This window comes from Nocardia sp. NPDC004340, assembly GCF_053602575.1.
Window position 1 is genome coordinate 91,078 of sequence record NZ_JBSGDW010000010.1, and the last position, 24,472, is coordinate 115,549.

The following is a 24,472-nucleotide window of genomic DNA, read 5'->3' on the forward strand; positions in this document are numbered from 1 at the left end:
TCCACCGGGTCAGTTGTCTCTGGGCGGTCTCTGCCTGCTGGTATACAGCCCGTTCGTATTGATGATAGTCTCAGAAATGATTATCTTGTCGCATTAGTTGGCGCTCAGATCAAGCGACGGAGAGCTCGGCGGAGAGCATGCTCGGCATGCCGCTGAACCGAATCGATGTGCACCAGCACATGATCCCCCCGTTGTACGCGGAAGCGCTGCGTGAGCACGGCATCACATCCGCGGGCGGACGGGACCTCCCGAAGTGGAGTCCTCGCGATGCCATCGACACCATGGCGGGTGCCGGTATCGGGTCGGCGATCCTCTCCGTTTCGACTCCCGCTACCACGTTCCTGGCCGATCGCGCGGAGGCCGCGAAGCTGGCTCGAGCCGTCAATGACTACGCTGCGGAACTGGTCGCTGACGCACCGGACACGTTCGGGTTCTTCGCGACACTGTCGATGCCTGACGTGCCCGCCGCGGCAAACGAGGCCGTGCGCGCGCTGGATGATCTGGGCGCCGACGGCGTGGTTCTGTTGGGAATTCGCGCGGTACGTACCTGGGCGAGGAAGGGCAGGACGAGTTGTTCCGGGTGCTCGATGAGCGCGCGGCTGTGGTGTTCGTGCACCCTGCGGACCTTCGCGGACCCGCTGTCCCGGGAGTGCTGCCGTTCGCGGCGGACTTCCTCCTCGATACCAGCCGCGCGGCTTATCTACTGGTGCGCAACGGTGTTCGTCAGCGATACCCGAACATTCGGTTCGTGCTCAGTCACGGTGGCGGGTTCGTCCCCTATGCATCGCATCGCATGGCGTTGAGCATCTTCACTCAGACCGGGCGCAGTCCGATCGAGGTTCTCGAGGAGCTCGCGAGCTTCTACTTCGACACCGCGTTGACCTCGAGTTCGGCCGCGTTGCCGACATTGCTCGAGTTCGCCGCGCCGGGACATGTGCTGTACGGCAGCGACTGGCCGTTCGCGCCCGAACCGGCTGTGCACTATTTCCAGGCCGGTCTCACCGAGTATCGGGGTGCGGACGAGGCGACCCGCACCGCGATAGCACGCTCGAACGCCACGGTGCTGTTCCCGCGCTTCGGTGGGGGCGGTGCGCCGGTATCGGCGCCCGGGCAGTCCCTGCGCACGCGGGTACGGCGCGAGCTGCGGACGCGTGTGTTCCGAGCGGTAGCGCGGGCTGCCAGTCAGCGCTGACCCGCATCACTGCGCACACCGCCGGTGAACTGCCACGGCATGATCTGCGCTGATATCGGGCCGGACTCGAGACTGTCAACTAGAGGTCGAGCCTTGGCTCGGATGGCAACACGGACGTGGTCAGCGTCTGCGCCGAGTGCTTGTTCATGCCGAACATCTGCAACACATGCAGCGTCATCTCATCGGATAAGGCGTCGGCGTCGGCTTCCGGTTGCGTGTCCAGCAACTGCAGTAGGCCCAGAAGTGCTCCTCCGGCGGCCATGATCGCTACATCGGGATCCATCGGTTCGAACCGACCCGCCTGTTGGGCGGCGGTGATGTCCCTGCGAGCACGAGGGGCCAGACCCTCCTCGTAGAGCAGCACGGACATGCCGGAATGCAGCAGTACCCGCACCAGTTCTGGTGCCTGCCGCTGGAGCCTGCCTGTCATGCGGAAGCTGACGGCGAATACCTCTGCGGGGTCGTCGTATGGAGCGACGATGCTGTCACGAAACTCGCTGTAGATCTGCAGGACTGAGCGCAGAGCGTCGTCGAAGAGTTGTTCCTTGGAGTCGAAGTGGTTGTAGAAGGAGCCGAAGCCGACGTCGGCTTCGTCGGTGATCTCCTGGATGCTCACCGTGGAGCGGCCCTCGGCCAGGAACTTGCGGGCCGCTCCGAGTAGGGCGTTGCGCGTGCGCTCACGACGCCTGTCGATGCGGTTGTGAACCGCGGGGTCGGTCACGGCCCCTCCTTCCGCCTGTTATCGCGCCTTCTATCATAACTGACCAAAGCATCAGATTAGCTGGGTCCTCGTATGGCGAGTGGGTTCGATCACCGGCGAGTGGGGCATATTGATGATTGTCTCCGTATATGATGATATCATCAGAACTTGGTGTGAAGGCCTGTTGGGTGGACCCCGCGGTCTCGTCGAGAAGCTGACTGTGCGCCGCCGATGTCGCGCGAAATCCACATGTTCAACACCTTCGCGCATAGGGGATATCGTGAGTGGATCTGCGGATCGCAAGTGGCTCGGAGTCGACGACTCGTTCTGGGCGTGGCTCGAATCGCCCGAAACGCCAATGCATGTCGCGGCACTCGCGGTCTTCGAGTCGGAGTCCGAACCTGCGGCAGAGGTCGCCAAGAGGATCGTCGGCGCCTTCCGGGATCGAACGGATTTCGAGGCGCGGTTCCGTTCCCTCATCGTCAGGCGCCGTTTCCCCCTACCGGCCGGGCGCGGCGAGGCCGGAGACGTCGATATCGATTTCCACCTACGGCACAAGGCGCTGCCCGCGCCTGGCGGTGAACTGGAACTGGCGCAGCTCATCTCGCGCCTGCACTCGATCCAGCTCGACGCACGTCGACCGATGTGGGAGGTGCATGTCATCGAGGGCCTGCAGGGCAATCGATTCGCGATCTACATCAAGGTCCATCACGCCTTGATCAACGGCGTCGACGCGATACGTTTGCTCGCACGATCGCTCGCGGACGAACCTGAAGCGGCGATATCCGACCCTGCGTGGGCGCTCGAACGGCCTCGACGAAAAGGTTCGGTGCGCGGTGTTCGAGGCGTCGACGATCCGAACCGGCCGAGTCGGCCGAAACTGCTGATGGCCTCGCTGAAGGCGGTCAATGCCTTGCGGAAGGCGAGGCGGTCGGACTCTCCATTGGTCGGCCCCTTTGTGGCCCCACGATCACCGCTCAACGTGGAAGTCGGGCCACAGCGACGGGTATGCACCGCGTCGATCGACCTCGCCAGAATCAAACATCTCGCGACGCTCAGTGAAACCAGCCTCAATGACGTCGTTCTCGCCGCCTGCGCGGCTGCGCTACGCCGGTACCTGCTCGAGATCGATGGCCTTCCCGGAACGCCGCTGGTAGCGGGCTGCCCGGTGTCCATCGCGCCGACAGGATCGTCAACGGACAGTTCGGTCGGCATCATGCTCGCGAACCTGGCGACCGACGAACCTGATCCACTGGTTCGGTTGTCGGTCATCGCCGATTCGACCCGATCGGCGAAGGAGCATCACTCCGCGGTACCCCACGGTGCGCTCGTTGCGTATTCCATTCTTGCCATGGCGCCGCACACGTTGCGGCAACTGGTGCCTACTGCCGTTCGCAAGCTCCCGCCCATGTTCAACCTCATCATCTCCAATGTGCCCGGACCGAAACAGCGTCTGTATCTGGCCGGCGCGCGCATGGTGGGGCTCTATCCCTTGTCCCTGCTGTTCCGGGGTGAGGCACTCAACATCACGGCGGTTTCGCACGACGGCCGCATGAACTTCGGCTTCACCGCGTGCCGCAGCGCCCTCCCGCACGTTCAAAACCTCGCGCTCTACCTGGAAGACGGGTTCGATGAACTCGAGCTGGCGCTGAGATGATCAGCAACTACCTGTGCTGCCGGGCAACTCGGCGAAGCCTCCGGCCAGTTGGATTCGCAGTCCCGCGGGGGTGACGGTGATGTCTGTCGGCTGCTGGTTCAGTGGGTAGTCCTGGAGACTCTGGGCTACCACCCCCAGGATCCGGTCGGCCATGCCGGCGGGGACCCCGCGGGACGAGACGGTCTCGATCTGAATCTTGCCGTCCGCGGCGTAGGGGCGCAGCTCCACCGCAGCCAAGCCGGTGAGCAGTTGAACGGTGATGGAGTTCGTGTCGGGCTGGGAGGTCACCTCCGATGCCAGGCCGCGCAGCGTACTCAGAATCGCAGTGTCGCTCCATGTCGCAGTCGTTCGGCTACTCGTGACACTCGCGCCGCTGCTGGATTTGTCGGCAAGGTCGACGTCTTTCAGATTCACCTGAGCCTGCATGCCGACCGCCGGGCCGAACGCCGCGTTTTCGGTGTCGAGCGTCATGCTCGGGATGTGGTGGTCGATCGCGGCCAGCAGCAAAGGGCGTGCGCCGAAACCGACTGTGACGGAGCTGCCGAGCTCCCGCTGCGCCTGTGCTGCGACGCAGCGCTCGACTCGATCGCGGTAGTAGATCTCCGCGGCCACGCCACATGCGGCGACGAGCGTGACTGCCAGCGCACTGCTCATGAGGGTCAGTCGTAGTCGGCGTTTCCTGTGGCGGACCGGGAGGTCTGCGGGTGCTGTCGCGGTGTCCGGGTTTCTGTTCACGGTCGGTCCTTCTTCATGTCGGGGCACATCCAGGCGTGGTGCCGGACAAGATTCCTGTCGGTATCCATCATTAGTGACGGTTTCATCATTGCCTTTGGTTCGATCATAGCGTCATAATTGACGACATCATCAAAAACAGTTCTCGTGCAGCGGCCGGCAACCACGGCCCGCGTCAACGAGGCAGTCGGATTTGGGAGGAGGGACCGATGGGTTACGAACCATCCGCACCGCCGTCCAGCGAGCAGGCGAGTGTCCTCGCCGTTGGGCGGGCCGGAACCGGCGGAGTTCTCGCCGCGATGTGTACGTGCCTCGTACTGGTCGTCGCGTCGGTGTCGGCTCTCAATCTCGCGATGCCGGATCTGGCCATCGACTTATCGGCGTCGACGACGTCGCTGACGTGGATCGCCGACGCCTACACGGTCGCGCTGGCCGCGTTCGTGTTGCCGATCGGCGCTCTGGGAGACCGGGTCGGACGGCGGAATGTGCTGGTTGGCGGGACGATCGTCTTCGCGGTCGGGTCCATCGCGGCAGGCCTGGTCCATTCGACGGAACTACTCATCGGATGGCGTGCGGTCATGGGTATCGGTGCCGCGATGATCATGCCGGGCACTCTGTCCACGATCACAGCCGCATTCCCCGCCGACCGTCGGGACCGTGGCGTCGCGGTGTGGTCGGGGTTCGCCGCGGCCGGCGCGATCATCGGGTTGCTCGCCGCGGGATTTCTACTGCGGCAATGGAGTTGGCGCTCGATCTTCATCACCAGCGCGGTCGTCGCACTCGTCGGGGGGCTACTGGCGGTACTCCTCGCGCCGAATACCCGGGACGAGGAACGGCGTCCGCTCGATCACGCGGGTGCGTGGACGAGCGCGGTCGCGATCGGTGGCCTCGTCTACGGCATCATCGAAGGCAGCGAGGTGGGGTGGACCAGCGGCCGCGTGGTCGCCGGCTTCACTGTGTCCGTCGCGGCGCTGGTGCTGTATGCCGTTCTCGGGTTCCGCAACAGTCATCCCCTACTGGACCCCAGGCTGTTCGGCATTCGGGGCTTCCGGGCGGGGGCGATCACCATTCTGGTGCAGTTCATGGCGGTCTTCGGCTTCTTCTTCGTCGGCCTGCAATATCTGCAACTGATCCTGGGATACAGCCCGCTCGAGAGTGCCGTGGCGCTGATCCCGATCGCGGTCGTGGTCTTGCCGACCAGCGCGCTGACGCCGAAATTGTCTCGGCGCGTGGGGATCAAGACGGTCATGGGTATCGGATTGCTGCTGTTGGCCGCGGGAATGTTCGCGTTGTCCTTCCTGGAGGCCGACTCGGGATACTGGCCCTTCTTCGGCGGCCTGATCGTCTCCGGGCTCGGAGTCGGCATGACGAGTGCCGTCGGCACCGCTGTCATCGTCGGCTCGCTCCGGGCGGAACAGCAGGGCGTCGCGTCGGCGATGAACGACGCCACCCGCGAAGTGGGCTCCGCGGTCGGCATCGCGTTGATGGGATCGGTCTTCGCGGGCCACTACAAGTCGGCCCTGCCCACCCTGCAGGGACTGCCTCCGCAAGCGGCGCATGCCGTGGAATCGTCGGCGGCCGCGGGCATCCATGTGGCCGGGCTGGTCGGGCCACAGGGGCCTGCGGTCGAGGCGGCAGTGAAATCGGCCTTCATCAGCGGACTGTCTCACTCGTTGGTCGCAGTGGCGATCATCGTCGCGGTCGCGGGTGTCGGTGCGCTCCTGTTCGCACCGCACGACCAGACCCCTCCGGAGTGACGGCAAACCGGTGCTGCTGTCCCGTATCTCACGAATTCAACGACCGAATGGAGCTGGTTCGAATGTCCTGTCTGCGCAAGTGGTTGGCGGTTCCCGCGGCAGTTGCGCTGGCCGGAGTGCTCTCGGTGACCGGGTGCAGCGGCATCGGGAAGAATGTGGCGTCGCGCGACTTCGGAGCGTCGGGTATCGGACCGTCGTCGGCCGGAAACGACACGGCCGCACAGGTAGTCGTCGCAGCCGAGCGGGCCGGTCACCAGTGGGCTGCGGCCGGGTCGGCGGCACTCGCGCCCGGCGTGCAGACCTATACGCAGGGCGGAGGTCAGTGCACGGCGAACTACGTTTTCGTCGATGACGACGGCGGCGTATACCTCGGACAGGCCGCGCACTGTGCTGGCGCGGGGAACTCCGCCGAAACGAACGGGTGTATGGCCCACAACCTCCCGCTCGACACCGCGGTGAACTTCACCCACAACGGTTCGCTGCACTCCTCGGGCACCACGATCGGCACCGGACAACTGGCCTACAGCAGCTGGTCGACGATGCGCGCGCTAGGGGAGAGCGATCCGAATACCTGTGCGTACAACGATTTCTCGCTGGTGAAAGTCGACCAGCAGTTCGCCGACAAGGTCAATCCCAGCCTGCCCCACTGGGGCGGCCCGGCCGGCCTCAACACCTCGGGCACCGCCGGCGGCAAGGTCTACGGCTACGGCAACTCCAGCCTGCGTGCCGGAATCGCCGGCCTCTCTCCGCAACGCGGCGAGAGCAGGGCAGATGACAACTCCACCGGCGGTTGGACCCATGCGCTCGTGTCCCGCACGCCTGGGATCCCGGGCGACAGCGGCAGCGCCTACCTCGACGCGGACGGACAAGCCCTGGGCACCCTCTCGACGCTGGGCATCGGCCTACCCGTGGTCAACAACGTCGGAGATATCGGCCGCGAACTGGCCTACGCCCGAGCGCACTCCGGAATCACGGGCCTGCGTCTCGTGCTCGGCACCGAGCAATTCAACCCGAACCGGTAATGCCCGGTGGGAGCCCTTCGGGAGAGGACGCCCCGGCAGGCGAGTTGTTGCCGGACCGCAATACGATGATGTACAGCAAGGAGAAGTTCCCATGAGTCGCGCTCACCGCATCGACACTCACCAGCACCTGGTCCCGCCGAAGTACGCGGAGTGGTTGAACTCCAAGGGGGTGCGGCCAGGCGGAATAGATGTGCCGAACTGGTCGGAATCGATGGCGCTGGATTTCATGGACCGGCGCGGTATCCGGGCGGGGTTGCTGTCCCTGTCCACGCCCGGCGTGTACTTCGGCGACGCCGCCGAGGCGCGCAAATGGTCGCGGGAGATGAACGAGTACAGCGCCGACGTGGTCCGGCGGAATCCGGATCGGTTCGGGTTCTTCGCCACCCTCACGCTGCCCGATGTCGAGGGGGCACTCGCCGAGGCGGAGTACGCATTGGACACGCTGCACGCGGACGGCATCGTCCTGCTGGCGAACAACGACGGCCGCTACCTGGGCGATCCCGAATTCGAACCGCTGCTGCAGTTCCTCCACGACCGGCAGGCGGTGGTGTTCGTGCACCCGGGGGAGCTGCCCGCCGCACCAGTGCCAGGCATTCCGACCTTCGCCGCGGACTTTCTGCTGGATACCACGCGCACGGCGATCAGCCTCATACTGTCCGGCCGCCTGAGCAAGTACTCGGGTATCAAGTTCGTTCTGGCGCATGCCGGCGGCTTCGTCCCCTACATCGCCTACCGCGTGAAGCTTGTCATGTTCGCAACGAACACGGTCGTGCCGCAGCTCGATGATTCCGACGATCCGGTCGCGGCGTACGAAGCTGTGCTGCGCCAGTTCTATTACGACATCGCCTTGTCCGGCACCCCCGCCGCCTTGCCCAGCCTTTTGGCCGTCGCGGACCCGTCGCACATCACCTACGGCAGCGACTTCCCGTTCGCTCCCGAGGCAGCGGTCGCCTTCATCGACAACGAATACGAGCATTACCCGCTCGAGGAGGCGCTGCGTACGGCAATCGATCATGGGAACAGCGAAGCTCTGTTCCCGCGGTTGAAGTTCTGACCGAACTCCTTCGTCGTCTGGCGACGGCGGTCGCCGACACTTCCGCACGCTTCAACCGGCCGTTCTGCCGCCGTGGTTCGATCACGCCCTCATGCGACTTGACGTATGTATCGACTGTGACAAAATCATCATCTATAGGTGAATGGGCCGCATCCGCTCAGGCTGTGAAGGTGTGAGCGGGGCCGAATCGAAGGTAAGGAAGCCCATGCTCGCATCGCGCGGCGATCACATCACCAAGCTCGCATTTCTGGCTGTGATCGCCGTCGGAGTCGCGTCGATTTCCTCCTGTAGCCGGCCGGGAGCCGACTCGACCACGCCGGACGGCGCACCACAATCGGCCGCACCCACACGTCTGCCGAGCTTCGGGGACGACGTGATCGCGCAAATGATGGTGTCGGCGGACGCTGCTGGACCGCAGTGGGCCCCTGCTGGATCTGCGACCCTCGGGCCCGGCACCCAGCTGACCACCCAGGGGGTGGGGCAATGCACCGCCAACTACGTATTCGTCGACAATGTTGCCAACGTCTACCTCGGTGAAGGCAAAGCCGACGACCCTGCCCAGGGAGGCTGGACGCATTCGCTCGCCGCGGTAAGCCGCAGCACTTCCGGAGATAGCGGCGGCGCCGCGCTCGACCCCAGCGGACGCGCGCTGGGCACGTTATCGACACTCGGACTCGCTGCGCCGATCGTCAACAATATCGGCGACCTTGCGCACGAACTCGACTATGCCCGAGCGCATTCCGGAATTCCCGGGTTGCGTCTGGTGCTCGGCACCGAAAGCTTCCGGCCGACGCCCTGACCCCTGGCATGCCCCTAATCGCCACGTGCACCGTCTGATTGGGGGTGATCGCGGGTAATGCGATCAATCCCGTGCGTGCCATCGGCGTAGCGATTCGCGGGCCTGATGAGGCCCGAGGACACGGCTGTCCTCGTAGACCGAAATTGCCCTCTTGCTCGTTAGGCTTTCGAGATGAACAGCTGGATCGTCGAGGGAAGCGCGGTCGACAAACAGGACGTGGTGCACCTGATCGTGGACCCGCACAACACGGGCGATTGGACGCAGCGATGCACGGGACGGCCCGCCACACCTGAAACCGCGCCGGGGCGAGCGCGCTGCCTGCGTTGTGCGCTCAAAGCCGCGGAGGCCTTCCGTCTCGGCGAACAACCATTGGATGTCGTCAAAGAATGGATGCGAGTCGACCACACGGCTCTTCCCCGCCCGGCTTCGATCCAGCTTCGGATGCCTGAACGGCGGACGCATCGGTCGGCCCCTGCCGAGCCGGGAAGCCAGGAGCTGGTGCTCGATCTGGCGGACCCGGACATGCGGTATGTCATCACGGATGCGCTCTCGCGATGGGCTGCGCACCAGCGTCGCAAGGCCCGCGCCGAACCGGACACGACCCTGACCGCAACGCGAAACCGTTGGGCCGACCTCGCTGACGTGGTCCGTGTCCGCGCCGATGTCGTGGGAAATGACTGAGTGCCGTTGACCACGCCGCAGCAGACGGGTACGGCCTGGTGGGCGGCATCGGCGAATACGAGGGCATGTGGCGGATGGCCTATGTCCGGGGACCCGAAGGAATCATCGTCTCGTTGGCCGAGCGTATCCAGCAGTAGGGCGTCGCACCCGGGCTCGGCCCGAGTCGGGCGGGTTGTTTCCCGACGGCGTGACGAGGGACGATAGCCGTATGGAATTGACAGCGGTGCCCATCGAGAATCCCGATGAGCTCAATGTCATCATCGGGCAGTCCCACTTCATCAAGACCGTCGAGGACCTTCATGAAGCCCTCATCGGCACCGGCCCGCAACTCCGGTTCGGGCTGGCCTTCTGCGAAGCCTCCGGCCCTCGCCTGATCCGCTGGTCGGGTAACGACGACAGCCTGATCGAGCTCGCCACCAAGAACGCGACAGCCCTCGCCGCCGGCCACTCCTTCATCGTCTTCCTCCGCGACGGCTACCCGGTCAACGTTCTCAACGCGATCCGCCACATCCCCGAGCTCTGCACCGTCTTCTGCGCCACGGCCAACTCCGTCGAGGTGCTCATCGCCGAAACCTCGCTCGGGCGCGGCGTCATCGGCGTCGTCGACGGTGCGCCGCCCCTCGGGATCGAAACCGAGACCGACCGCGCCGACCGGCACCGGCTGCTCCGCGCCATCGGCTACAAGCTCTGAGCCCACCCGGACTCACGCGCGGGGCAAGGACGTGCCCCGAGCGCGGTCATTCGCGCCTATGCGGTGATGATGCCGATCACCGTGGCGACGAGGTCGCCGTCGGGATCGCGCAGGCGCGGTAACTCCGCCCTGCTCCGCAATAGCGATCCGAGCGTGAGATCCACCAGTTCGGAACCGACCTGTTCGGCGGAATTGCGTCCGCCCGGCTCGAACCACGTCCACGCCCACTGTGCGGCGCCGAAAATGAGCAGGCTCCGGATGCTGGTGTCGACGGGATGGAAGTCGCCGGATGCGATGCCCGCCTCGAGCACGCCGCGCAGGATTCCGATGTAATACCTGCGCAGCTTGCGCCCCTCGGAATCCTCTTCCTGCTGGCCGAATCGGGCGACCTCGCGCTGGAATGCGACGGTCCGGTTCCGGTCGTGTACCTGATAGAGCATGGCCGCGTGCAACAACCCGGCCAGCTGCTCGGGTGGCGTCGAGAAGATCGAGACGATTCGTTCCGCCTCGTCGACACGGCGCCGCATATAGGAAACGTGCAGCGCTTCCAGCAATCGCGCCTTCGTGCCGTAATGGTGCACGATCAAGCCCTGCGAGATGCCGAGCTCGCGGGCTACCTCGCTGAAACTCGTTCCGTCATAGCCTTTTTCAGCGACATGGCGTGTGAACATGTCGAGGATTGCGCCCGACTTGCCAGGTCCCGCCGCACGTTCATTCATCGATCCCACCCCTGTTCGTCCACATTCTCCGACACCCCTGGAGAACCGATCGACCGCGCTAACCGTCGTTGACTGAGTGCGCAGTCAGTATTAGCATTATGCCCCGAGTCGCACCGGCGCGTTCTCGACATCAACCATTCATCTCGAAAAGTTGACCTACCGCCCATGTATCAGCACGCCAATCTCACCGAAGTCGTCGATGAGCGACGAGCTTTCGCATGCATCGCATGACCGGCTCGTTCGATAACCCGACGGGTGGGCGCCCATGAATGCGGGTATAGCGGCAGACGAGCACCCGGCGACCGATTCCGAATCGTTGTTGTCCCCGGAGCAACTCTTGGCCGCGATCGCCGGGCGGCTTGCCGAACCGTTCCCACTCGTGACGTGGGCGAGAGAGCTCGGCGATCTGCACGCCGCGTTGATTTCCGCGGTGCTGAACCCGCGGCGGAACGCACCGGAGGTCACCGAGGCGGCGTTGTGCGCCGATATCGCGAAGGTCATCGACAAGATCAATTCTTGGGCCGCCTCCTCCGTACGCCACAGCCGTTGCGCCCGCCGCCACACCCACACCTTCGGCGAGGTGATCAGTCACGTGGCCAAGACCTACGCCGAAGCGTGGTGGACGGTGCTGCACAGCGACTGCGAGGACCTTCGACACTCGGCCTGGGTCCACCTCGGCGAAGTCCGTGACGGCTACGCCCACCTCATCAGCGACATCCGTGCGGGGCGCGTCCAACTCCCACTCGGCTGGCGAGGCATCCGGCACACTCGGCCCGCGGGCTGAGAACCGACGCGACCGGTCCGGCCCGAGACGGCTGTGGAGCTGTACCCGAGCCTCGAATCACTATGGGGCGGTAGTCAATCTGCGGGCGGCCATCCGCTCGACCAGCAGCGGGACGAAGTCGCGGACGGGACGTCCGTCGAACGTGCGGTGGGCATCGTGGACGATGTCGGCGACGGTCCCCGCGCCGACGGCCGGGAACTTGGTGGTGAGCCGACCAACCAGTTCCTCGATCTGCTGATCTTCATCATTCGCTGCCATACTTCATGGTCGCGCCTCGTAGTCGAGCGCCGTTCGGGAACCGCGATGAACTCCGTATGGCCGTTTGCTCTCTATCTGGTCACGGTGCGCCTATTCCGCTATTCGGCTGTGCCCGCCAGTAATTCGTCGAACACGGGCCTCGTCTACCTGGTGGTCTCGGTTCGGGCCTCGATCGCGGTCACCGAGTTCTTGAACGCCTTGGTCAGCACGCCCCGGCCGACGGTGGCGACCACCGCTCCGAGGAGCCAGCCGCGCGGATTCTTGCCCTCGCGGACCACGGTGTAGTCGATATCGGTGGTGCCGTCGGGACGCGGGGTCAGGTCGTAGGTGTGCCCGGAGTGGTGACCCCACGCGTTGGAGTCGGTGGTGGTCAGCACGACGTGGTCCGGGTTGGTCCAGTCGTAGTCGAGTCGCTCCCAGATTCCGGTGGATCCTTCGGTGACGTCCGCGTGCTGGGCATCCTGGGCGTGCACCGCGAGGTACGACCCGGCGCTGTTGCCGAACAGCTCCGATCGGCCCGGGCCGAAGTCGGTGAGGGCCGAGACGAACTGCTCGGGCGTCACACGCGTGTTGGCGTGCATGTGGATGGTGGTCATTGCTCTCTTCTCCTTACTCGGGTAGCTGATCGCCGTGCATGTTCCAGAGTGCGCTTCGCCAGGCTTCATCGGACCGGTGGTGATCCCTGATCTGCCTCGGGAGCGTCCTCGCCACCGCGTCGGTGAACTCCAAGTGGCTGTTTGCTCTCGATACGGTCACGGTGGTCGCCGGTTCGGCTCCGCGAGATCACGGGAACGTGACGATCGTGATGAATCGGACGGTTCAGAGCACGCAGCTATTGCTGACAAGTTGCTGTTCGGCTTAGCGTCGAGTTCCGTCCGGAAAGGTGGGGCGGGTCACACCGGGTCGGGGATTCCGGTCAGCAAGGGATACGTCCATGAACCTTCATCAACTCTCCACAATTCGAGCCAGCCGTCCGCCGATCGACGTGCGGGACGAGATTCGGCCGGCGGCCCGGGTGCTGATCGTCGAGCAACATCCCGCGACCGCCGAGATGACTCTGCTGGTACTCGGCGCGGCCGGTTATGACGCCGTGCACACGTCGACGGCCGCCCAGGCGCTCGCCGCCGTCACCAGCTGGAAGCCGGATCTGGTGCTGACCGATCTGATGCTGCCGGACCTGTCCGGACCCGAGTTCTGCCTGCGACTGCGGGCGGCCTCGTCGGTGCCGATCCTGATCGTGACCACCGAAACCGATCCCGACCTCGTGGGCCTCGCGATCAGCGCGGGCGCGTCGGGGTATCTGCCCAAACCGTTCCGGACCGGCGACCTGCTCGATCGAATCCACACCGGTCTCGGGTTCTGACCGAATGTTTGCCCGCCCGCTGAGCGGTGGGCTGTGATACCGGGTATTCTCGCCGAGTATTCGAAATAGCGATGAGCGCTTTCGAATAGTCGAAAGGAATGCGGTGGCTGTGTCGGCTGACTCGGGGTCGCCTCCCACGCAGCGGGTGGTGCGGATCGTGGCCATTCTCGCCGCGCACCCGGGACGATCGTTCCCGTTGAGCGAGCTGGCTCGCGCGGCCGAAATCACCACGGCCACCTGCCATGCCATCCTCGTGAGCCTGGTCCGGTCCGGGTGGGTGACCCGGACCGATCTGACCTACGGCCTCGGACCGGCGATGCTCGCGATCGGCCGGGCCGCCGCGGCGGGGTATCCGATGGCGCGGGCGGCCGCCTCGGAATTGCCGTCCCTCGCCGCGACCACGGGATTCACCGCCGGTGTGTCGGTGCTGGACGGGGACTCGATCGTGCTGGTCGACGCCGTGGGCCCGGGCGCGGGGGAGTTGATCGGCCACCGGGTTCCGTACGCGCCGCCGGTCGGGATGGTGTTCGCCGCGTTCGATCCCGCCGGGCACGACGCCTGGATGAACCGCGTGCCCGACACCGTGAATCCCGTTGAGCGCGAGGAGCTCCGGCATGCACTGGAGCAGACCGCGCGGCGCGGATTCGTCCTCGAACGCTTCACCCCGGCCGCCACGAAACTCCGCGACGTCCTGGCCGACATCGCCGGATCGCCGTCGAGTGCCGACGGTCGGTTGCAGGACGCGGTCTTGTCGCTGCTGGCCCGGCTCGGGCCCGCCGAGTATTTTCCCACCGCGCCCGACGGCGACGAGTCGATCGATGTGACGGTGCTGGGCGTGCCCGTCTTCGGGGCGGACGGCCGCATCGACGCTCACCTCTGGCTGCATCCGGGGCGCGAGATGTCGGGATCGCAGATCGCGACGGCCGTGGAGTTGTTGTCGAGCGCGGCCGCGCGCACCACGGCGGGGTCGAGGTCGATCGAAAAAGGGAGAGTGTCTTGAGGATCGGGATCCTGGGTGCGGCGTCGATCGCGCCCACCGCGCTGATCGGACCCGCCGCGGTGGTGCCGGAGGTCGAGGTCACCGCGATCGCGGCCCGGGACCGCACCCGAGCGGAGGCGTTCGCCCGCAAGCACGGGATCGCGCAGGTATACGACTCCTACGCCGACCTGCTGAGCGCGGTGGACGCGGTCTACATCCCGTTGCCCAATTCGCTGCACGCGCGGTGGACATTGCAGGCGCTGGCCGCGGGTCGACATGTCCTGTGCGAGAAGCCACTCACGGCCAATGCCGCCGAAGCCCGGCAGGTCGCCGAGGAAGCGCGGCGCACCGGGCTCACCGTCATGGAGGGCTTCCACTATCGGTATCACCCACTGGCCGAGCGCATGCGGGAGATCGCCGCGACCGAGCTGGGCGCGATCCGGCGGGTGGAGAGCTCGATGTGCTTCCCGCTGCCCAAGTTCGGTGACATCCGTTATCGGCTGGACCTCGCGGGCGGGGCCACCATGGACGCGGGCTGCTACGCGATCCACAGCATGCGACTGTTCGAACCCGACCGCCCGGAGGTGACCGCGGCGCGGGCGCTGCTGCGGAGTCCCGGCGTGGATCGTGCCATGACCGCGGACTTCCGTTTCCGGTCCGGTGCGGTGGGCCGGATCAACGCGTCGATGTGGTCGCGTTCGCTGTTGCGGATCGGGCTGCGGGTCGAGGGTGAGCGCGGAACCATGAAGGTCCTCAATCACATACTGCCGCAAGCCTTCCACCGCGTGACGGTGACCGTGGACGGCGTCACCCGCCGCGAGCGGATCCCGGGTGAACCCACCTACGTCCGCCAGCTGCGCGCGTTCGCGAGCGCGGTGTCCGGCGCCGGCACCAACCTCACGCCGCCCGAGGACTCCGTCGTGAATATGGAACTGATCGACGACGTGTACCGAGCCGCCGGGTTACACCCGCGCGGCACCGTCGGATGAGCAGCGGCGTCGATCGGACCACCTGTAGTAGGTCGCCTCGGTCATCTGAAGGATTCGATATCCGAGGATGAACAGCATCGCCACCGGCGTCAGCGGCACGGAGACGACGCTCATGCGTGGACTTCCTGCACTGCGGCGTCCAGGATCGCGAGCAGGACCTTGCGGCACATGGACGTGCTCGCCAGATGTCCGGGGAGCGTCAGCACCGTGCAGGCTTCGGCTCGCCGGCATTCGTGGACGAGGTCGACGAACACCGGGGGCAATGTCGCGCTCTGAGGTCCCGGCTCGTGGAAAACCGTGCCCAGCACGTACCCGAGGGATCGGGCCGCGGCTCGCAGTAGCGTGTCGCTGGCACTCGGGTCGCGGTTGGTCAACAGATCGTCGCGCACGTATCCGTAGGCGAGCGGCTGCAAAGTGGTCATCGAAGCACCCGGTTCGTGCGGTCGGCGACGGTGACGACCGGAAATCCGTCCTCGCGGCTCTGCTGGAAGCGCACCCGCACCGGCCCGATGGAGAACAGCGGCACCTCGCCTTCGAGGGAGGTGTAGACCCAGGGTCCCTCGTCGAGTTCGACGATGGCGATGGTCATCGGCGTCGACGCGCCATGCGGATCACCCGTGCGGTGCACACTCCGCGAGGACACGATCGAACCGGACCCGGACGCGGGCACCCACTCGAGGTCGTCGGACGCGCAGGCCGAACAGGCGCCGATCATCGGCCCGAACAGCTTGTCGCAGGCCGCGCATCGCCGGATTGCGAACAGGTCTTCGTCGTCGCTGACACTCGCTGTGTGCTGGGCAATCGGTAGGGACATGGAACCGAACCTCCGTGGACCGGTGCTGGTGGATTTCGGTTTTCAGCATCGTCGGTCCGGGCGTCACACACGACGGTGGAATGGCCACTGGGTATACCTATTTTTGGTCCGCGTCCACGATCCACGCCGCGATCTGGGCGCGTGAGTTGAACCCGAGCTTGGCCAGGATGTGCTCGACGTGCGCGTCCACGGTGCGCTGGGCGATCACCAGCTGGGTCGCGATCTGCTTGTTGGTGAGCCCTTCGGCGACGAGGCCCGCGACCTGGCGTTCCCGTTTGGTCAGAGTCGTCGCGCCGGGGCGTGGTGCGTCGGCCGGCCGTTCCTCGTTCAGGGCGTAGGCGACCGCGGCGTTGACCCGCATCGCGCGTCCGCGTCGCCACGCCGTATCGAAGCGCGCGGCGCCGAGCGCGCCACGCACCGCTCGCTCGCAATCGAGGTGGGCTTCGACCATCTGGGGGAAGTAGATCGCCACGCCGGGGGCGGTCCGCATCATGTTCGCCGCCGCGCCCATCAGCACGGCGGCTCGCTGGCTGTCGGTGCCGGCGGCGATCCACGCCAGCACTTCGAGATCGAGCGCCGCGACGAGCAGGCTGCGCACGCGCCGGTTGAGCTGCAGTGATTCCCGCAGCAGATCCTGTGCGCGGGAGCCCTCTCCCCGGCGGTAGGCCGCGATCGCGGTCATTCCCAGGGCGGTCGAGCGGAACAGCGACTCGCCGCATTCCTCGGTGATCGACAGCATCCGCTGATGGCACTCGGCGGCGCGCTCGGCGTCGCCCTGCTGCGCGTACGCCACACCGAGCAACAGCAGCGCGGAGACGTGCAGGCATCCGCGCGGCTCGGAGCTCAGCACCTCGATGGCTCGATTGATGCACGACACCGCGCGCGGGGGGTCGTCGCGATAGAGCGCCAGATCTCCCTCCGCATACGCGATCAAGGCTTGATTCAGGGGTGTGGGATCGCGCTCGGCGAGCACCCGCCCGTGGGCGAGCAGGGTGGCGGCCGTCTCGAGGTCCCATTGCCGCGTGGCCATGAATACGCTGGCGTGCAGCGCCCGGACCTGGTCGGTTGTGGAGCGCGCGCACGGATGGGCCAGGGCTCGCTCGAGCCAGCGGCGGCCTTCACCGAACAGGCCGCGGAAGCTCCAGAAGGTGAGGGACGCGGCGCTGATGCGCAGCCCCGCTTCGGCCGACTGCTCGGTCGGGTCGGTCATACAGAATTCGAGCGTTGCCCGGATATTGCCCTGCTCGCGGTCGAGCCGGGCCATCCAGTCGCATTGCCGGTCGCTGATCCAGTCGCCCTCGGCGTCGAGCACCAGCCGCCGGTACCAGTCCCGGTGCGCGCGCCGGAATTCCTCGTCGGCACCGGCCTCCCGCAGCTTGTCCTGCCCGTACTCCCGGACGGTGTCGAGCATCCGGAAGCGGACCGCGCCGTCGGGTTCCTCCCTGATCACCACCGATTTGTCCACCAGCGAGGAGAGCACGTCGAGCAGTTCCGCCGCCTCGGCCTCGGCGCCGCACACCGCCTCGACGGCTTCGAGTTCGAAACCACCGGCGAACACCGACAACCGGGCCCACAGCCGCTGCTCGGCCGGGGTGCACAGCTCATAGCTCCAATCGATGCACCACCGCAGGGCCTGCTGCCGGGTCGGCGCGGTGCGGTGACCCCGGGTGAGCAGGGCGAACCGGTCGGTGAGCCGCTGCAGGATCTGGTCCGGCGACATCGTGCGCATGCGAGCCGCCGCGAGTTCGATCGCCAGGGGCAGACCGTCCAACCGGGCGCAGATCCCGGCCACTGCGGCCATGTTCTCCTCGGTCACCTCGAAGCCGGGCACGACCGTGCCGGCGCGATCGGCGAACAGCGTCACGGCGTCGTACTTGCGGAGCTGTCGCAGCGTCGGCTCGCGGTCGGCGGCGGGCACGCTCAGCGGCAGTAGTCGCTGCACCGCTTCGCCGCCGATATCCAGCGGTTCGCGGCTGGTGACCAGCATCCGCAGTCCCGGGCATGCCGACAACAATGTCTCGGCCAGGCTCGCCATCGGTTTGGCGACCTGCTCGCAGTTGTCGACGACGAGCAGCGTTTCCCGGGATCGCAGATACTCGACGAGCGTGTCATGGACCGGTCGAGCCGAATCGGCCCGCACACCCAGAGCGGCCGCGACGATGGGAGCCACCAGCGACGGGTCGCGCACGTCGGCCAGGTCGATCGCCCACACCCCGTCGGCGAAATCGCGTTGCGCGACCGAGGCCGCCCGCAGCGCCAGCCGGGTCTTGCCGACGCCGCCCATCCCGGCCAGCGTCACCAGCCTCGAGACGGTGAGCTGGTGCTTGAGTGCGCTCAACTCGGCGCGCCGGTTGATGAAGCTGGTCAATTCAGGCAGCAGCGGGCGATGGTGCCGGGTAGTTCGCGAGGCGCCGCGTTGCTGTATCTGCCGGATGGTCGCGCCGAGCTCCGCGGCGGAGGGTCGTTGTGCGGGATCGCGGTGCATCGCCGCTTCCACGACGGTGCACACCTCGGTGGGGAAGCCGCGCTCGCGCAGGTCCGGTGCCTGCGGCTCGGAGGCGGCGTGCCCGGTCAGCGCCCAGAACATGGTGGCGCCGAGCCCATGGATATCGGCGTCGGGAGTCGCCGGGCCCTCGTTAGAAGTTCGGGAGCCTTCGGAAGCGCGCGCGATTCCGAAGTCGGTCAGGGCGGCTTCACCGTATTCGGGGAAGAGAACACTGTCCGGCCGCACGTCGCCGTGCACGATGCCCAGCCGATGCGCGCTCTCGAGTGCCCGGGCGATCCCGGCCCCGACCTTCAGCACGTCATCGACGGGAAGCGCGCCCCGCTGCCGGATCCGCGCACCCAGCGAGTCCACGGGGTGATACGGCTGGACAAGATAGGGCCGCCCGCCGCTGCTGACACCGGCCGCGAGCACGGTGACGAGATTGGGATGCCCGGTCAGCCGGCCCAGAGCCTGCTGCTCCCACACGAACCGCGCCTGGCTCTCCTCGTCCAGGTCCCCGGTCAGGACCTTCACCGTGACCGTGCGATCCAACCCCGCTTGCCGACATCGGTAGACCAGGCCGAAACCGCCGCGAGCCATCTCTTCGGCATTCTCGAAGCCGAGCTCACGCAATTCCTCCGCTACCGTCAGGTTCACGTCGCGGGGGATACGGTTCGTAGCGTCGTCGATCATCGGCCGCGCGCAATCCTCACGGTACGGCTGCGAGCACCGGCCATTATCGACTCACCTTTCGACTGTGCCCAGCCTATCGCCGATGACGAGCAGATATACAGCTATTCGGCGGTCGGTCTCGATCGTCGATCGCTCACGGCTGCAGCGGCGAGCGGTGCGTGCTGGTGGCGACCGCCCAGCGCAGCGCGGCCCGGCGCATGGAGGACTCGTCGGCGTACCCCAGCAGTTGTGCCTGTTTGCCGCGGCTCAGCGGTCCGGTCGCCTGCGCCGCGCCGAGTCGGGCCGAGCGCGCCCGGTCCAGTTCACGCCGCCACGTCGTCCCGGCTTCGGCGAGCCGGCGCTGGAGGGTGCGCGGGCTCGTGGTGAGCCGCCGCGCGACCCGTTCCAAGGACGCGTCACCCTCGTCGAGGGCGGCGGCCGCCGCCACGGCGACCCGTTCGGGCCACGCGGAGATCAGGGGCGGGGGAGGCGGCAGCGCGTCCGCGAGGGGTTGCAGTACGGCGGCGAGGACCGGGTCGGCGGTGGTGAGCGGCAGGTCCAGATCGGCTGGGCGGAAGGTCATCGCGTCGGTGTCCGCGCCGAATTCGATTGTGGCGTCGCCGAATACGTCCCGGTAGGCGTCGAGCCGCCGAGGTGCGTTGCGGCGCATGGTCACTCGGACGGGGTCCAGGGGGGCGTCGACCACGCGGCGTGCCCGGGTCAGCACGGCGGCCAAACCCCACAGCTGGGTGTGGTCGCGGGTCGCGTCGGCCCCGTCGACCATGTCCAGGCGCAGCGTCGGCCCGCGGTCGTCGTCGACGAGGTTGAAATTGTGGTTGGTGGTGACGGCGCTGACATAGGGGCCGCAGGTCGCCAGTCCGGCGCCCAAGGTCGGTGCGCTGGTGAACAAATAGTCGTAGAGCCCGGTTGCCCGGAGCTGGTACCGGCTCGCGACCCGCAGCGCCACGTCCGGATCGTCGAGCATCTTCGCCCCGGTCTCCCATAGGCGCCAGAAGGTCTCGCTGGGGACATGGACGCCGCCGCCGGTCAGTGTCCACTCCGGCACACCGGATTCCTGGATCAGGCGGTTGCGGTCCAGTCCCATGGAGGTCAGCTGCGAGAGCACAAACTGGTGCAGCAGAGTCAGATCAGTGCGCAATGCCCCTCCTACGCATCGTCGTCCCCCCGGTCGATGGGTGGATCGTAGACGCGGCGGCGATCCGTAACCAGCACCGGGTGGGGCCGCGAACCGGGCGCGACGGTCGGCGTCCACACCCCGCTATCGGCGGAGGCCGGGGCCGCGTTAGGGCGGTGTTCGAGCGGAAGATCGGCCGGTGGCTGGGCCGGCGTGGCGTCGCCGCTTGATAGATTCGTTCGGTGACGTCGTCGACCACTCAGCCGTATCATCACGGCGACCTGCCCTCGGCGCTGTTGCGCGCGGCGGTCGAGCTGCTCGAGGAGAACGGCGCCGCCGACCTGTCCTTGCGTGCCGTGGCCCGACGTGCCGGGGTGTCGACGGCCGCGCCCTACCGCCATTTCGCGGACCGCGAAGCCCTGCTGTCCGCGGTCGCCGCGGTCGGATACCGCGATCTGGCAAGCCGTTTGGCCGCCGTGCATCCCGCGCCGGTCACGCCCGAGGATCTGGCGCTGATCGCCATCGCGTACGTGCGGTTCGCCTTGGATCGGCCGGGGTTGTTCCGGGTGATGTTCGCCGATCCGTGTGATCCGACGAGTCCGGAACGGGTCGCGGCCACCGAGGCGATTCACGAGTACGTCGAGAACATTGTGCGGCAGGCGTTTCCGGCGTCGGATCCGGAGGCGATGGCCATCGCGGTGTGGGCGTTGGTCCACGGCCTGGCGTTCCTGCACCTGGACGGCAAGTTCGAGGCGGTCTCCGATGAGGCTGTCGCCGACCGTATTCGCGCCGCGGTCTTCGCGGTGCTCGGCGCGTCGAACCAGGTCGCCGACACGTCTCACGCCAACTGACACACCGACGCGGTCGGGTCGCCGACCGGCGACAATGAATGTTGACGCTGCTCACACCTTTGGTAATGTTAGCGCCGCTAACTCGACACAGGAGGTGCGCTATGAACAAGAACACGGTGGCAGACCGCGGAGCCAAACTGATGAACTTCGCACACCGGATCGTCCTCACGGTCAGCGGAAACAAGCTGCTGGCCAATCCGTTCGGAATGCCGGTGGTCGAATTGCACACGATCGGACGGAAATCGGGGCAACCGCGGTCGTGCTATCTCACGGCCCCGGTGCACGATGCGCACCGGATCGTCCTGGTCGCCTCGAAAGGCGGTGACGACCGGAACCCCGACTGGTACCACAACCTGCAGACCACCCCCGACGCCGAGGCCGTGATCTACGGGCGACGCCGAAAAGTGCACGCGCACACCGCGAGCCCCGAGGAGCGGGCGGTCCTCTGGCCGCAGATCACCTCGGCGTACCAGGGCTATGCGAACTATCAGAAGCGGACCGCCCGCGAGATTCCGGTCGTGGTCTGCGAATTCAAGGACTGAGACGGGTGGCGGGCGATTCACCGGACGCCGAAGCGCTTCATCACCTTCAGCCACGTGGTGAGCACGCCCGCCCACGCCCGATACGGCACGGCGCCCGGCGGGGTGAATCCCATGACGCGCTGGTGGGCGATGGTCTGTGCCTCGGTGTACTTGAGAATGCCCTCGGCGCCGTGACGGCGCCCGAGTCCGGAGTCGCCCACCCCGCCCATCGGCGCGTCGATGCTGCCCCAGGCGGCGGCGAACGCGTCATTGACGTTGACAGTCCCCGCGTGCAGGCGGGCCGCGACGGCCCGGCCCTTGGCGCCATCGCGAGTCCACACGCTGGCATTGAGACCGTAGGGAGTGGCATTGGCCCGCTCGACCGCGTCGTCGAGATCGTCGAACGAGTAGATCGACACGACCGGACCGAAGGTCTCGTGCGCGTAGAGCGTCATCTCGGGAGTGACATCGGTGAGAATCGTCGCCTCGAAGAACAGCGGACCCAGATCGGGTCGAGCCCGGCCGCCCGCCAGCACCGTCGCCCCTTTGGCCACCGCGTCGTCGACGTGCGCGGTGACGGACTCCAGTTGCGAAGTGGTCGTGAGCGACCCGACATCGCGGCTGAAGTCGTACGCCGCGCCGGTGCTCAGCTTGCGTGTGCGGGCGACGAAGGCGGCGACGAATTCCACTCGGATCGATTCGGCGACGTAGAGGCGCTCGATCGAGACGCAGAGCTGACCCGCCGACGGGAAGCAGGCATTGACCGCGCCGGCGGCGGCCCGAGAGATATCGGCGTCGTCGAGGATCAACATGGCGTTCTTGCCACCCAGTTCCAGGGATGCCCCGATGAGCCGCTCACCGGCGTCGCGCGCGATGCGGCGGCCGCTGGCCGTCGAGCCGGTGAACATGATGTAGTCGGCGTTGTCCATCAGCGTGTCGCCGATATCGCTGCCCCGCCCGACCACCATCTGCCACACGTCGTCGGGCAGACCGGCCTCACGCATCAGGTCCAGGGCCCACAGCGCGGTGAGCGCGGTCTGGGTGTCGGGCTTCTGGACCACCGCGTTGCCCGCGAGCAGCGCTGGGATCGCGTCGGTCGCCGCCATGCTGAGCGGGTAATTCCACGGGGAGATCACGGCGACAACGCCTTTGGGGTGGCGCAGCTCGGTGGTGTGGGTCAGCAGCGGGATCGCGCCACGGCGGCGCGTGGGTGCGAGCAGCCCCGCGGCGCGCCGCGCGTAGTAGCGGGCCACGATCGCCACATCGACGACTTCGAGGAAGGCGTCGCGCCGCGTCTTGCCGCTCTCGGCCTGCATCAGGTCGAGGACCTCGTGCTGACGTTCGAGCAGTAGATCGTGGAAGCGCAGCATGATCGCCTTGCGCTCCCGGAAAGACGTTGCTGCCCACCGCTTCTGCGCGGTCCGCGCGCGGGCGAACGCGGCTTCGACGTCGGTGTTCGTCGACACTGGCAGCTCGGTCAAGGCGGTGCCCGTGTATGGGATCGTCTTGGTCACCGTGGCAGCGTCGGGTGCTGCGGCGACCCGGGCGGCGAGTCGGGGGATGAGCTCGGCGGTCGATGCCGGGGCAGGGGACGGGTGGCCGGTGCCACCGGCTGCGCGGTTGGGCGAGGCGTACTCGAGGGTCATGACGCTGCTCCGAGGGTGGGGACCGAGGTCGGGACCGGCATGTGGAGGGCGAGTTGGCCTTCGGTCATGACATCGAGTCGAATGGTCCGGAACGGTGCCAGCGACCGCAGATCCGCTGCCATGCGGCCGGTCCCGAGTTCGAGGTCGACGCCGCGCGGCAGCAGGGAGCTGCCGGCCGCCAGGGTGTTGGTCTGGCTCAGCGTCGAGTGCCACGCCCCGTCGATCCGGGTGTAGGAGGTGAGCGAGGAGACCTGTGCTCCGGTGCGGTGGGTGGTCTGCGCGGGTGTCGCCACCGACAGCGCGATATCGGTGCCGCCGTCGTCGTTCGCCACCCGGGCGGTGGTCCGATCGGCCCGGATGTCGATGTCGATATCGGTGACCCACTTGGGGAATCCGTAGCCGTCGTGGCCGCGCACCTGGGCGATCTCGCTGCTGACCGGGAGCGACAGCACATACGAGTGCAGATGGTCGTCGGCGAGTCCGGCGAGCAGGTCCACCGTGCCGAGGCGTCCGTGCCGGGCCGGGCGGACCGCGATGCCGACCGCCGCCTCGGTGTAGAAGTCGATATCGCAGACGTCGTAGCGGAACAGCATGAGCGAGACGATCCCGATGCCGGGCACGACCTCGAGCGGTGCGAGCTCGCGGGGGAGTCGGCCCCGGATGGTGCGGGTGCGGGCGAGCATCACCAGCCGGGCGGTCGAGATGCGGTAGTAGAAGTTCGGGGTGAACGTCTTGCCGATGAGGGAGTCGACCTCGGTCTTGGGCATTCGGCGGAAGAAGTCCACGCTGCTCACCCGTGGATCCGCCGCGATGGCGTCGAGGTCGGGCCGCATGCGGTACGTGTCGTACATGCCGCCTTTCGGGACGGTGACGACGCGGCCGTCGAGGGAGACCTTGGCTGTGTCCGGGGAGGTCGATGGCATGTTCTCGGGTTCCTCGCTCTGATGTATGCGGTGTTAACATCAGGCTAG

The 24,472-nt window shown here is 66.8% G+C and carries 24 protein-coding genes and 2 pseudogenes; 15 read left to right on the forward strand and 11 right to left on the reverse strand.

The annotated features are described in order from the left end of the window. Window positions 1-152 precede the first annotated feature (152 nt). Window positions 153-1,192: pseudogene (locus ACWEOI_RS30065) on the forward strand (amidohydrolase family protein). 79 nt (window positions 1,193-1,271) lie between these two features. Here ACWEOI_RS30065 and ACWEOI_RS30070 read toward each other — a convergent pair. Further along, window positions 1,272-1,913, reverse strand: coding sequence for a TetR family transcriptional regulator (locus tag ACWEOI_RS30070; protein ID WP_433594353.1), 642 nt, complete (start codon window positions 1,911-1,913; stop codon window positions 1,272-1,274). A gap of 259 nt (window positions 1,914-2,172) precedes the next feature. On the opposite strand from ACWEOI_RS30070, the gene ACWEOI_RS30075 reads away from it, so the two are divergent. After that, window positions 2,173-3,549, forward strand: coding sequence for a WS/DGAT/MGAT family O-acyltransferase (locus ACWEOI_RS30075; protein ID WP_452361759.1), 1,377 nt, complete (start codon window positions 2,173-2,175; stop codon window positions 3,547-3,549). Here ACWEOI_RS30075 and ACWEOI_RS30080 read toward each other — a convergent pair whose 3' ends face one another. Then, complete coding sequence (locus tag ACWEOI_RS30080) at window positions 3,550-4,203, reverse strand: LmeA family phospholipid-binding protein (protein WP_452361760.1); 654 nt, start codon at window positions 4,201-4,203, stop codon at window positions 3,550-3,552. Window positions 4,204-4,490: 287 nt separating this feature from the next. Here ACWEOI_RS30080 and ACWEOI_RS30085 point away from each other — a divergent pair, with 287 nt between their 5' ends. The 7 genes and pseudogenes from ACWEOI_RS30085 (at window position 4,491) to ACWEOI_RS30115 (ending at window position 10,285) form a co-directional block, all read left to right on the forward strand. Continuing rightward, on the forward strand, window positions 4,491-6,038 hold the full coding sequence (locus tag ACWEOI_RS30085) for an MFS transporter (RefSeq protein ID WP_452361761.1): 1,548 nt from the start codon (window positions 4,491-4,493) through the stop codon (window positions 6,036-6,038). 116 nt (window positions 6,039-6,154) lie between these two features. Then, complete coding sequence (locus ACWEOI_RS30090) at window positions 6,155-7,060, forward strand: hypothetical protein (RefSeq protein WP_452361762.1); 906 nt, start codon at window positions 6,155-6,157, stop codon at window positions 7,058-7,060. A gap of 91 nt (window positions 7,061-7,151) precedes the next feature. Continuing rightward, a complete protein-coding gene (locus ACWEOI_RS30095; protein WP_452361763.1) occupies window positions 7,152-8,114 on the forward strand; it encodes an amidohydrolase family protein in 963 nt (320 codons plus the stop codon). A gap of 205 nt (window positions 8,115-8,319) precedes the next feature. After that, window positions 8,320-8,913, forward strand: coding sequence for a hypothetical protein (locus ACWEOI_RS30100; protein ID WP_452361764.1), 594 nt, complete (start codon window positions 8,320-8,322; stop codon window positions 8,911-8,913). Window positions 8,914-9,084: 171 nt separating this feature from the next. Further along, window positions 9,085-9,594: a hypothetical protein gene (locus ACWEOI_RS30105; RefSeq protein ID WP_452361765.1), complete on the forward strand. Its 510-nt coding sequence runs from the start codon at window positions 9,085-9,087 to the stop codon at window positions 9,592-9,594. Next, window positions 9,594-9,731, forward strand: a pseudogene (locus ACWEOI_RS30110) (VOC family protein); the annotation flags it as partial. The gene ACWEOI_RS30105 and the pseudogene ACWEOI_RS30110, both read left to right, overlap by 1 nt. A 71-nt stretch (window positions 9,732-9,802) precedes the next feature. Continuing rightward, the gene (locus ACWEOI_RS30115; RefSeq protein ID WP_452361766.1) at window positions 9,803-10,285 is read left to right on the forward strand and encodes an adenosine-specific kinase; all 483 of its coding nucleotides are present in this window, start codon (window positions 9,803-9,805) and stop codon (window positions 10,283-10,285) included. A gap of 56 nt (window positions 10,286-10,341) precedes the next feature. On the opposite strand, the gene ACWEOI_RS30120 is transcribed toward ACWEOI_RS30115, so the two are convergent. Further along, window positions 10,342-11,004, reverse strand: coding sequence for a TetR family transcriptional regulator (locus tag ACWEOI_RS30120; protein ID WP_433673040.1), 663 nt, complete (start codon window positions 11,002-11,004; stop codon window positions 10,342-10,344). A gap of 379 nt (window positions 11,005-11,383) precedes the next feature. On the opposite strand from ACWEOI_RS30120, the gene ACWEOI_RS30125 reads away from it, so the two are divergent. Next, window positions 11,384-11,788 carry a hypothetical protein gene (locus ACWEOI_RS30125; protein ID WP_433673041.1) on the forward strand — a complete coding sequence of 135 codons (405 nt, stop codon included), beginning with the start codon at window positions 11,384-11,386 and terminating at the stop codon, window positions 11,786-11,788. 60 nt (window positions 11,789-11,848) lie between these two features. On the opposite strand, the gene ACWEOI_RS30130 is transcribed toward ACWEOI_RS30125, so the two are convergent. Both ACWEOI_RS30130 and ACWEOI_RS30135 read right to left on the reverse strand, forming a co-directional pair. Then, window positions 11,849-12,046 (reverse strand): three-helix bundle dimerization domain-containing protein, encoded by a 198-nt coding sequence (locus tag ACWEOI_RS30130; RefSeq protein WP_433673042.1) that lies wholly within the window; start codon window positions 12,044-12,046, stop codon window positions 11,849-11,851. A gap of 143 nt (window positions 12,047-12,189) precedes the next feature. After that, a complete protein-coding gene (locus ACWEOI_RS30135; protein ID WP_433673043.1) occupies window positions 12,190-12,642 on the reverse strand; it encodes a hypothetical protein in 453 nt (150 codons plus the stop codon). A gap of 338 nt (window positions 12,643-12,980) precedes the next feature. On the opposite strand from ACWEOI_RS30135, the gene ACWEOI_RS30140 reads away from it, so the two are divergent. The 3 genes from ACWEOI_RS30140 to ACWEOI_RS30150 all read left to right on the forward strand — a co-directional run bounded on the left by ACWEOI_RS30140 (window position 12,981) and on the right by ACWEOI_RS30150 (window position 15,377). Next, window positions 12,981-13,409, forward strand: a complete 429-nt coding sequence (locus ACWEOI_RS30140; RefSeq protein WP_433673044.1) for a response regulator — start codon at window positions 12,981-12,983, stop codon at window positions 13,407-13,409. Window positions 13,410-13,512: 103 nt separating this feature from the next. Then, a complete protein-coding gene (locus ACWEOI_RS30145; protein WP_452361767.1) occupies window positions 13,513-14,409 on the forward strand; it encodes an IclR family transcriptional regulator in 897 nt (298 codons plus the stop codon). Continuing rightward, complete coding sequence (locus ACWEOI_RS30150) at window positions 14,406-15,377, forward strand: Gfo/Idh/MocA family protein (protein WP_452361768.1); 972 nt, start codon at window positions 14,406-14,408, stop codon at window positions 15,375-15,377. The genes ACWEOI_RS30145 and ACWEOI_RS30150 overlap by 4 nt, the downstream gene beginning before the upstream one ends. Window positions 15,378-15,487: 110 nt before the next feature. On the opposite strand, the gene ACWEOI_RS30155 is transcribed toward ACWEOI_RS30150, so the two are convergent. From ACWEOI_RS30155 to ACWEOI_RS30170, 4 genes are all read right to left on the reverse strand, one after another. Further along, the gene (locus ACWEOI_RS30155) at window positions 15,488-15,799 is read right to left on the reverse strand and encodes a hypothetical protein (protein ID WP_433673046.1); all 312 of its coding nucleotides are present in this window, start codon (window positions 15,797-15,799) and stop codon (window positions 15,488-15,490) included. Continuing rightward, entirely contained in the window at window positions 15,796-16,191 is a 396-nt protein-coding gene (locus ACWEOI_RS30160; RefSeq protein WP_433673047.1) for an OB-fold domain-containing protein, read from the reverse strand. The genes ACWEOI_RS30155 and ACWEOI_RS30160 overlap by 4 nt, the downstream gene beginning before the upstream one ends. Window positions 16,192-16,288: 97 nt before the next feature. Then, entirely contained in the window at window positions 16,289-19,333 is a 3,045-nt protein-coding gene (locus ACWEOI_RS30165) for a protein kinase domain-containing protein (RefSeq protein ID WP_452361769.1), read from the reverse strand. 169 nt (window positions 19,334-19,502) lie between these two features. Beyond that, the gene (locus ACWEOI_RS30170) at window positions 19,503-20,507 is read right to left on the reverse strand and encodes an AraC family transcriptional regulator ligand-binding domain-containing protein (RefSeq protein ID WP_433673049.1); all 1,005 of its coding nucleotides are present in this window, start codon (window positions 20,505-20,507) and stop codon (window positions 19,503-19,505) included. A 218-nt stretch (window positions 20,508-20,725) separates the two neighbouring features. Here ACWEOI_RS30170 and ACWEOI_RS30175 point away from each other — a divergent pair, with 218 nt between their 5' ends. Then, the gene (locus tag ACWEOI_RS30175) at window positions 20,726-21,334 is read left to right on the forward strand and encodes a TetR/AcrR family transcriptional regulator (RefSeq protein WP_452361770.1); all 609 of its coding nucleotides are present in this window, start codon (window positions 20,726-20,728) and stop codon (window positions 21,332-21,334) included. A 101-nt stretch (window positions 21,335-21,435) separates the two neighbouring features. Beyond that, the gene (locus tag ACWEOI_RS30180; protein WP_433673051.1) at window positions 21,436-21,876 is read left to right on the forward strand and encodes a nitroreductase family deazaflavin-dependent oxidoreductase; all 441 of its coding nucleotides are present in this window, start codon (window positions 21,436-21,438) and stop codon (window positions 21,874-21,876) included. Between the two features lie 17 nt (window positions 21,877-21,893). On the opposite strand, the gene ACWEOI_RS30185 is transcribed toward ACWEOI_RS30180, so the two are convergent. Together ACWEOI_RS30185 and ACWEOI_RS30190 are read right to left on the reverse strand one after the other, a co-directional pair. Further along, a complete protein-coding gene (locus ACWEOI_RS30185) occupies window positions 21,894-23,501 on the reverse strand; it encodes a succinic semialdehyde dehydrogenase (protein ID WP_452361771.1) in 1,608 nt (535 codons plus the stop codon). Continuing rightward, entirely contained in the window at window positions 23,498-24,424 is a 927-nt protein-coding gene (locus ACWEOI_RS30190; RefSeq protein ID WP_433673053.1) for an acetoacetate decarboxylase family protein, read from the reverse strand. The genes ACWEOI_RS30185 and ACWEOI_RS30190 overlap by 4 nt, the downstream gene beginning before the upstream one ends. Window positions 24,425-24,472 lie beyond the last annotated feature (48 nt).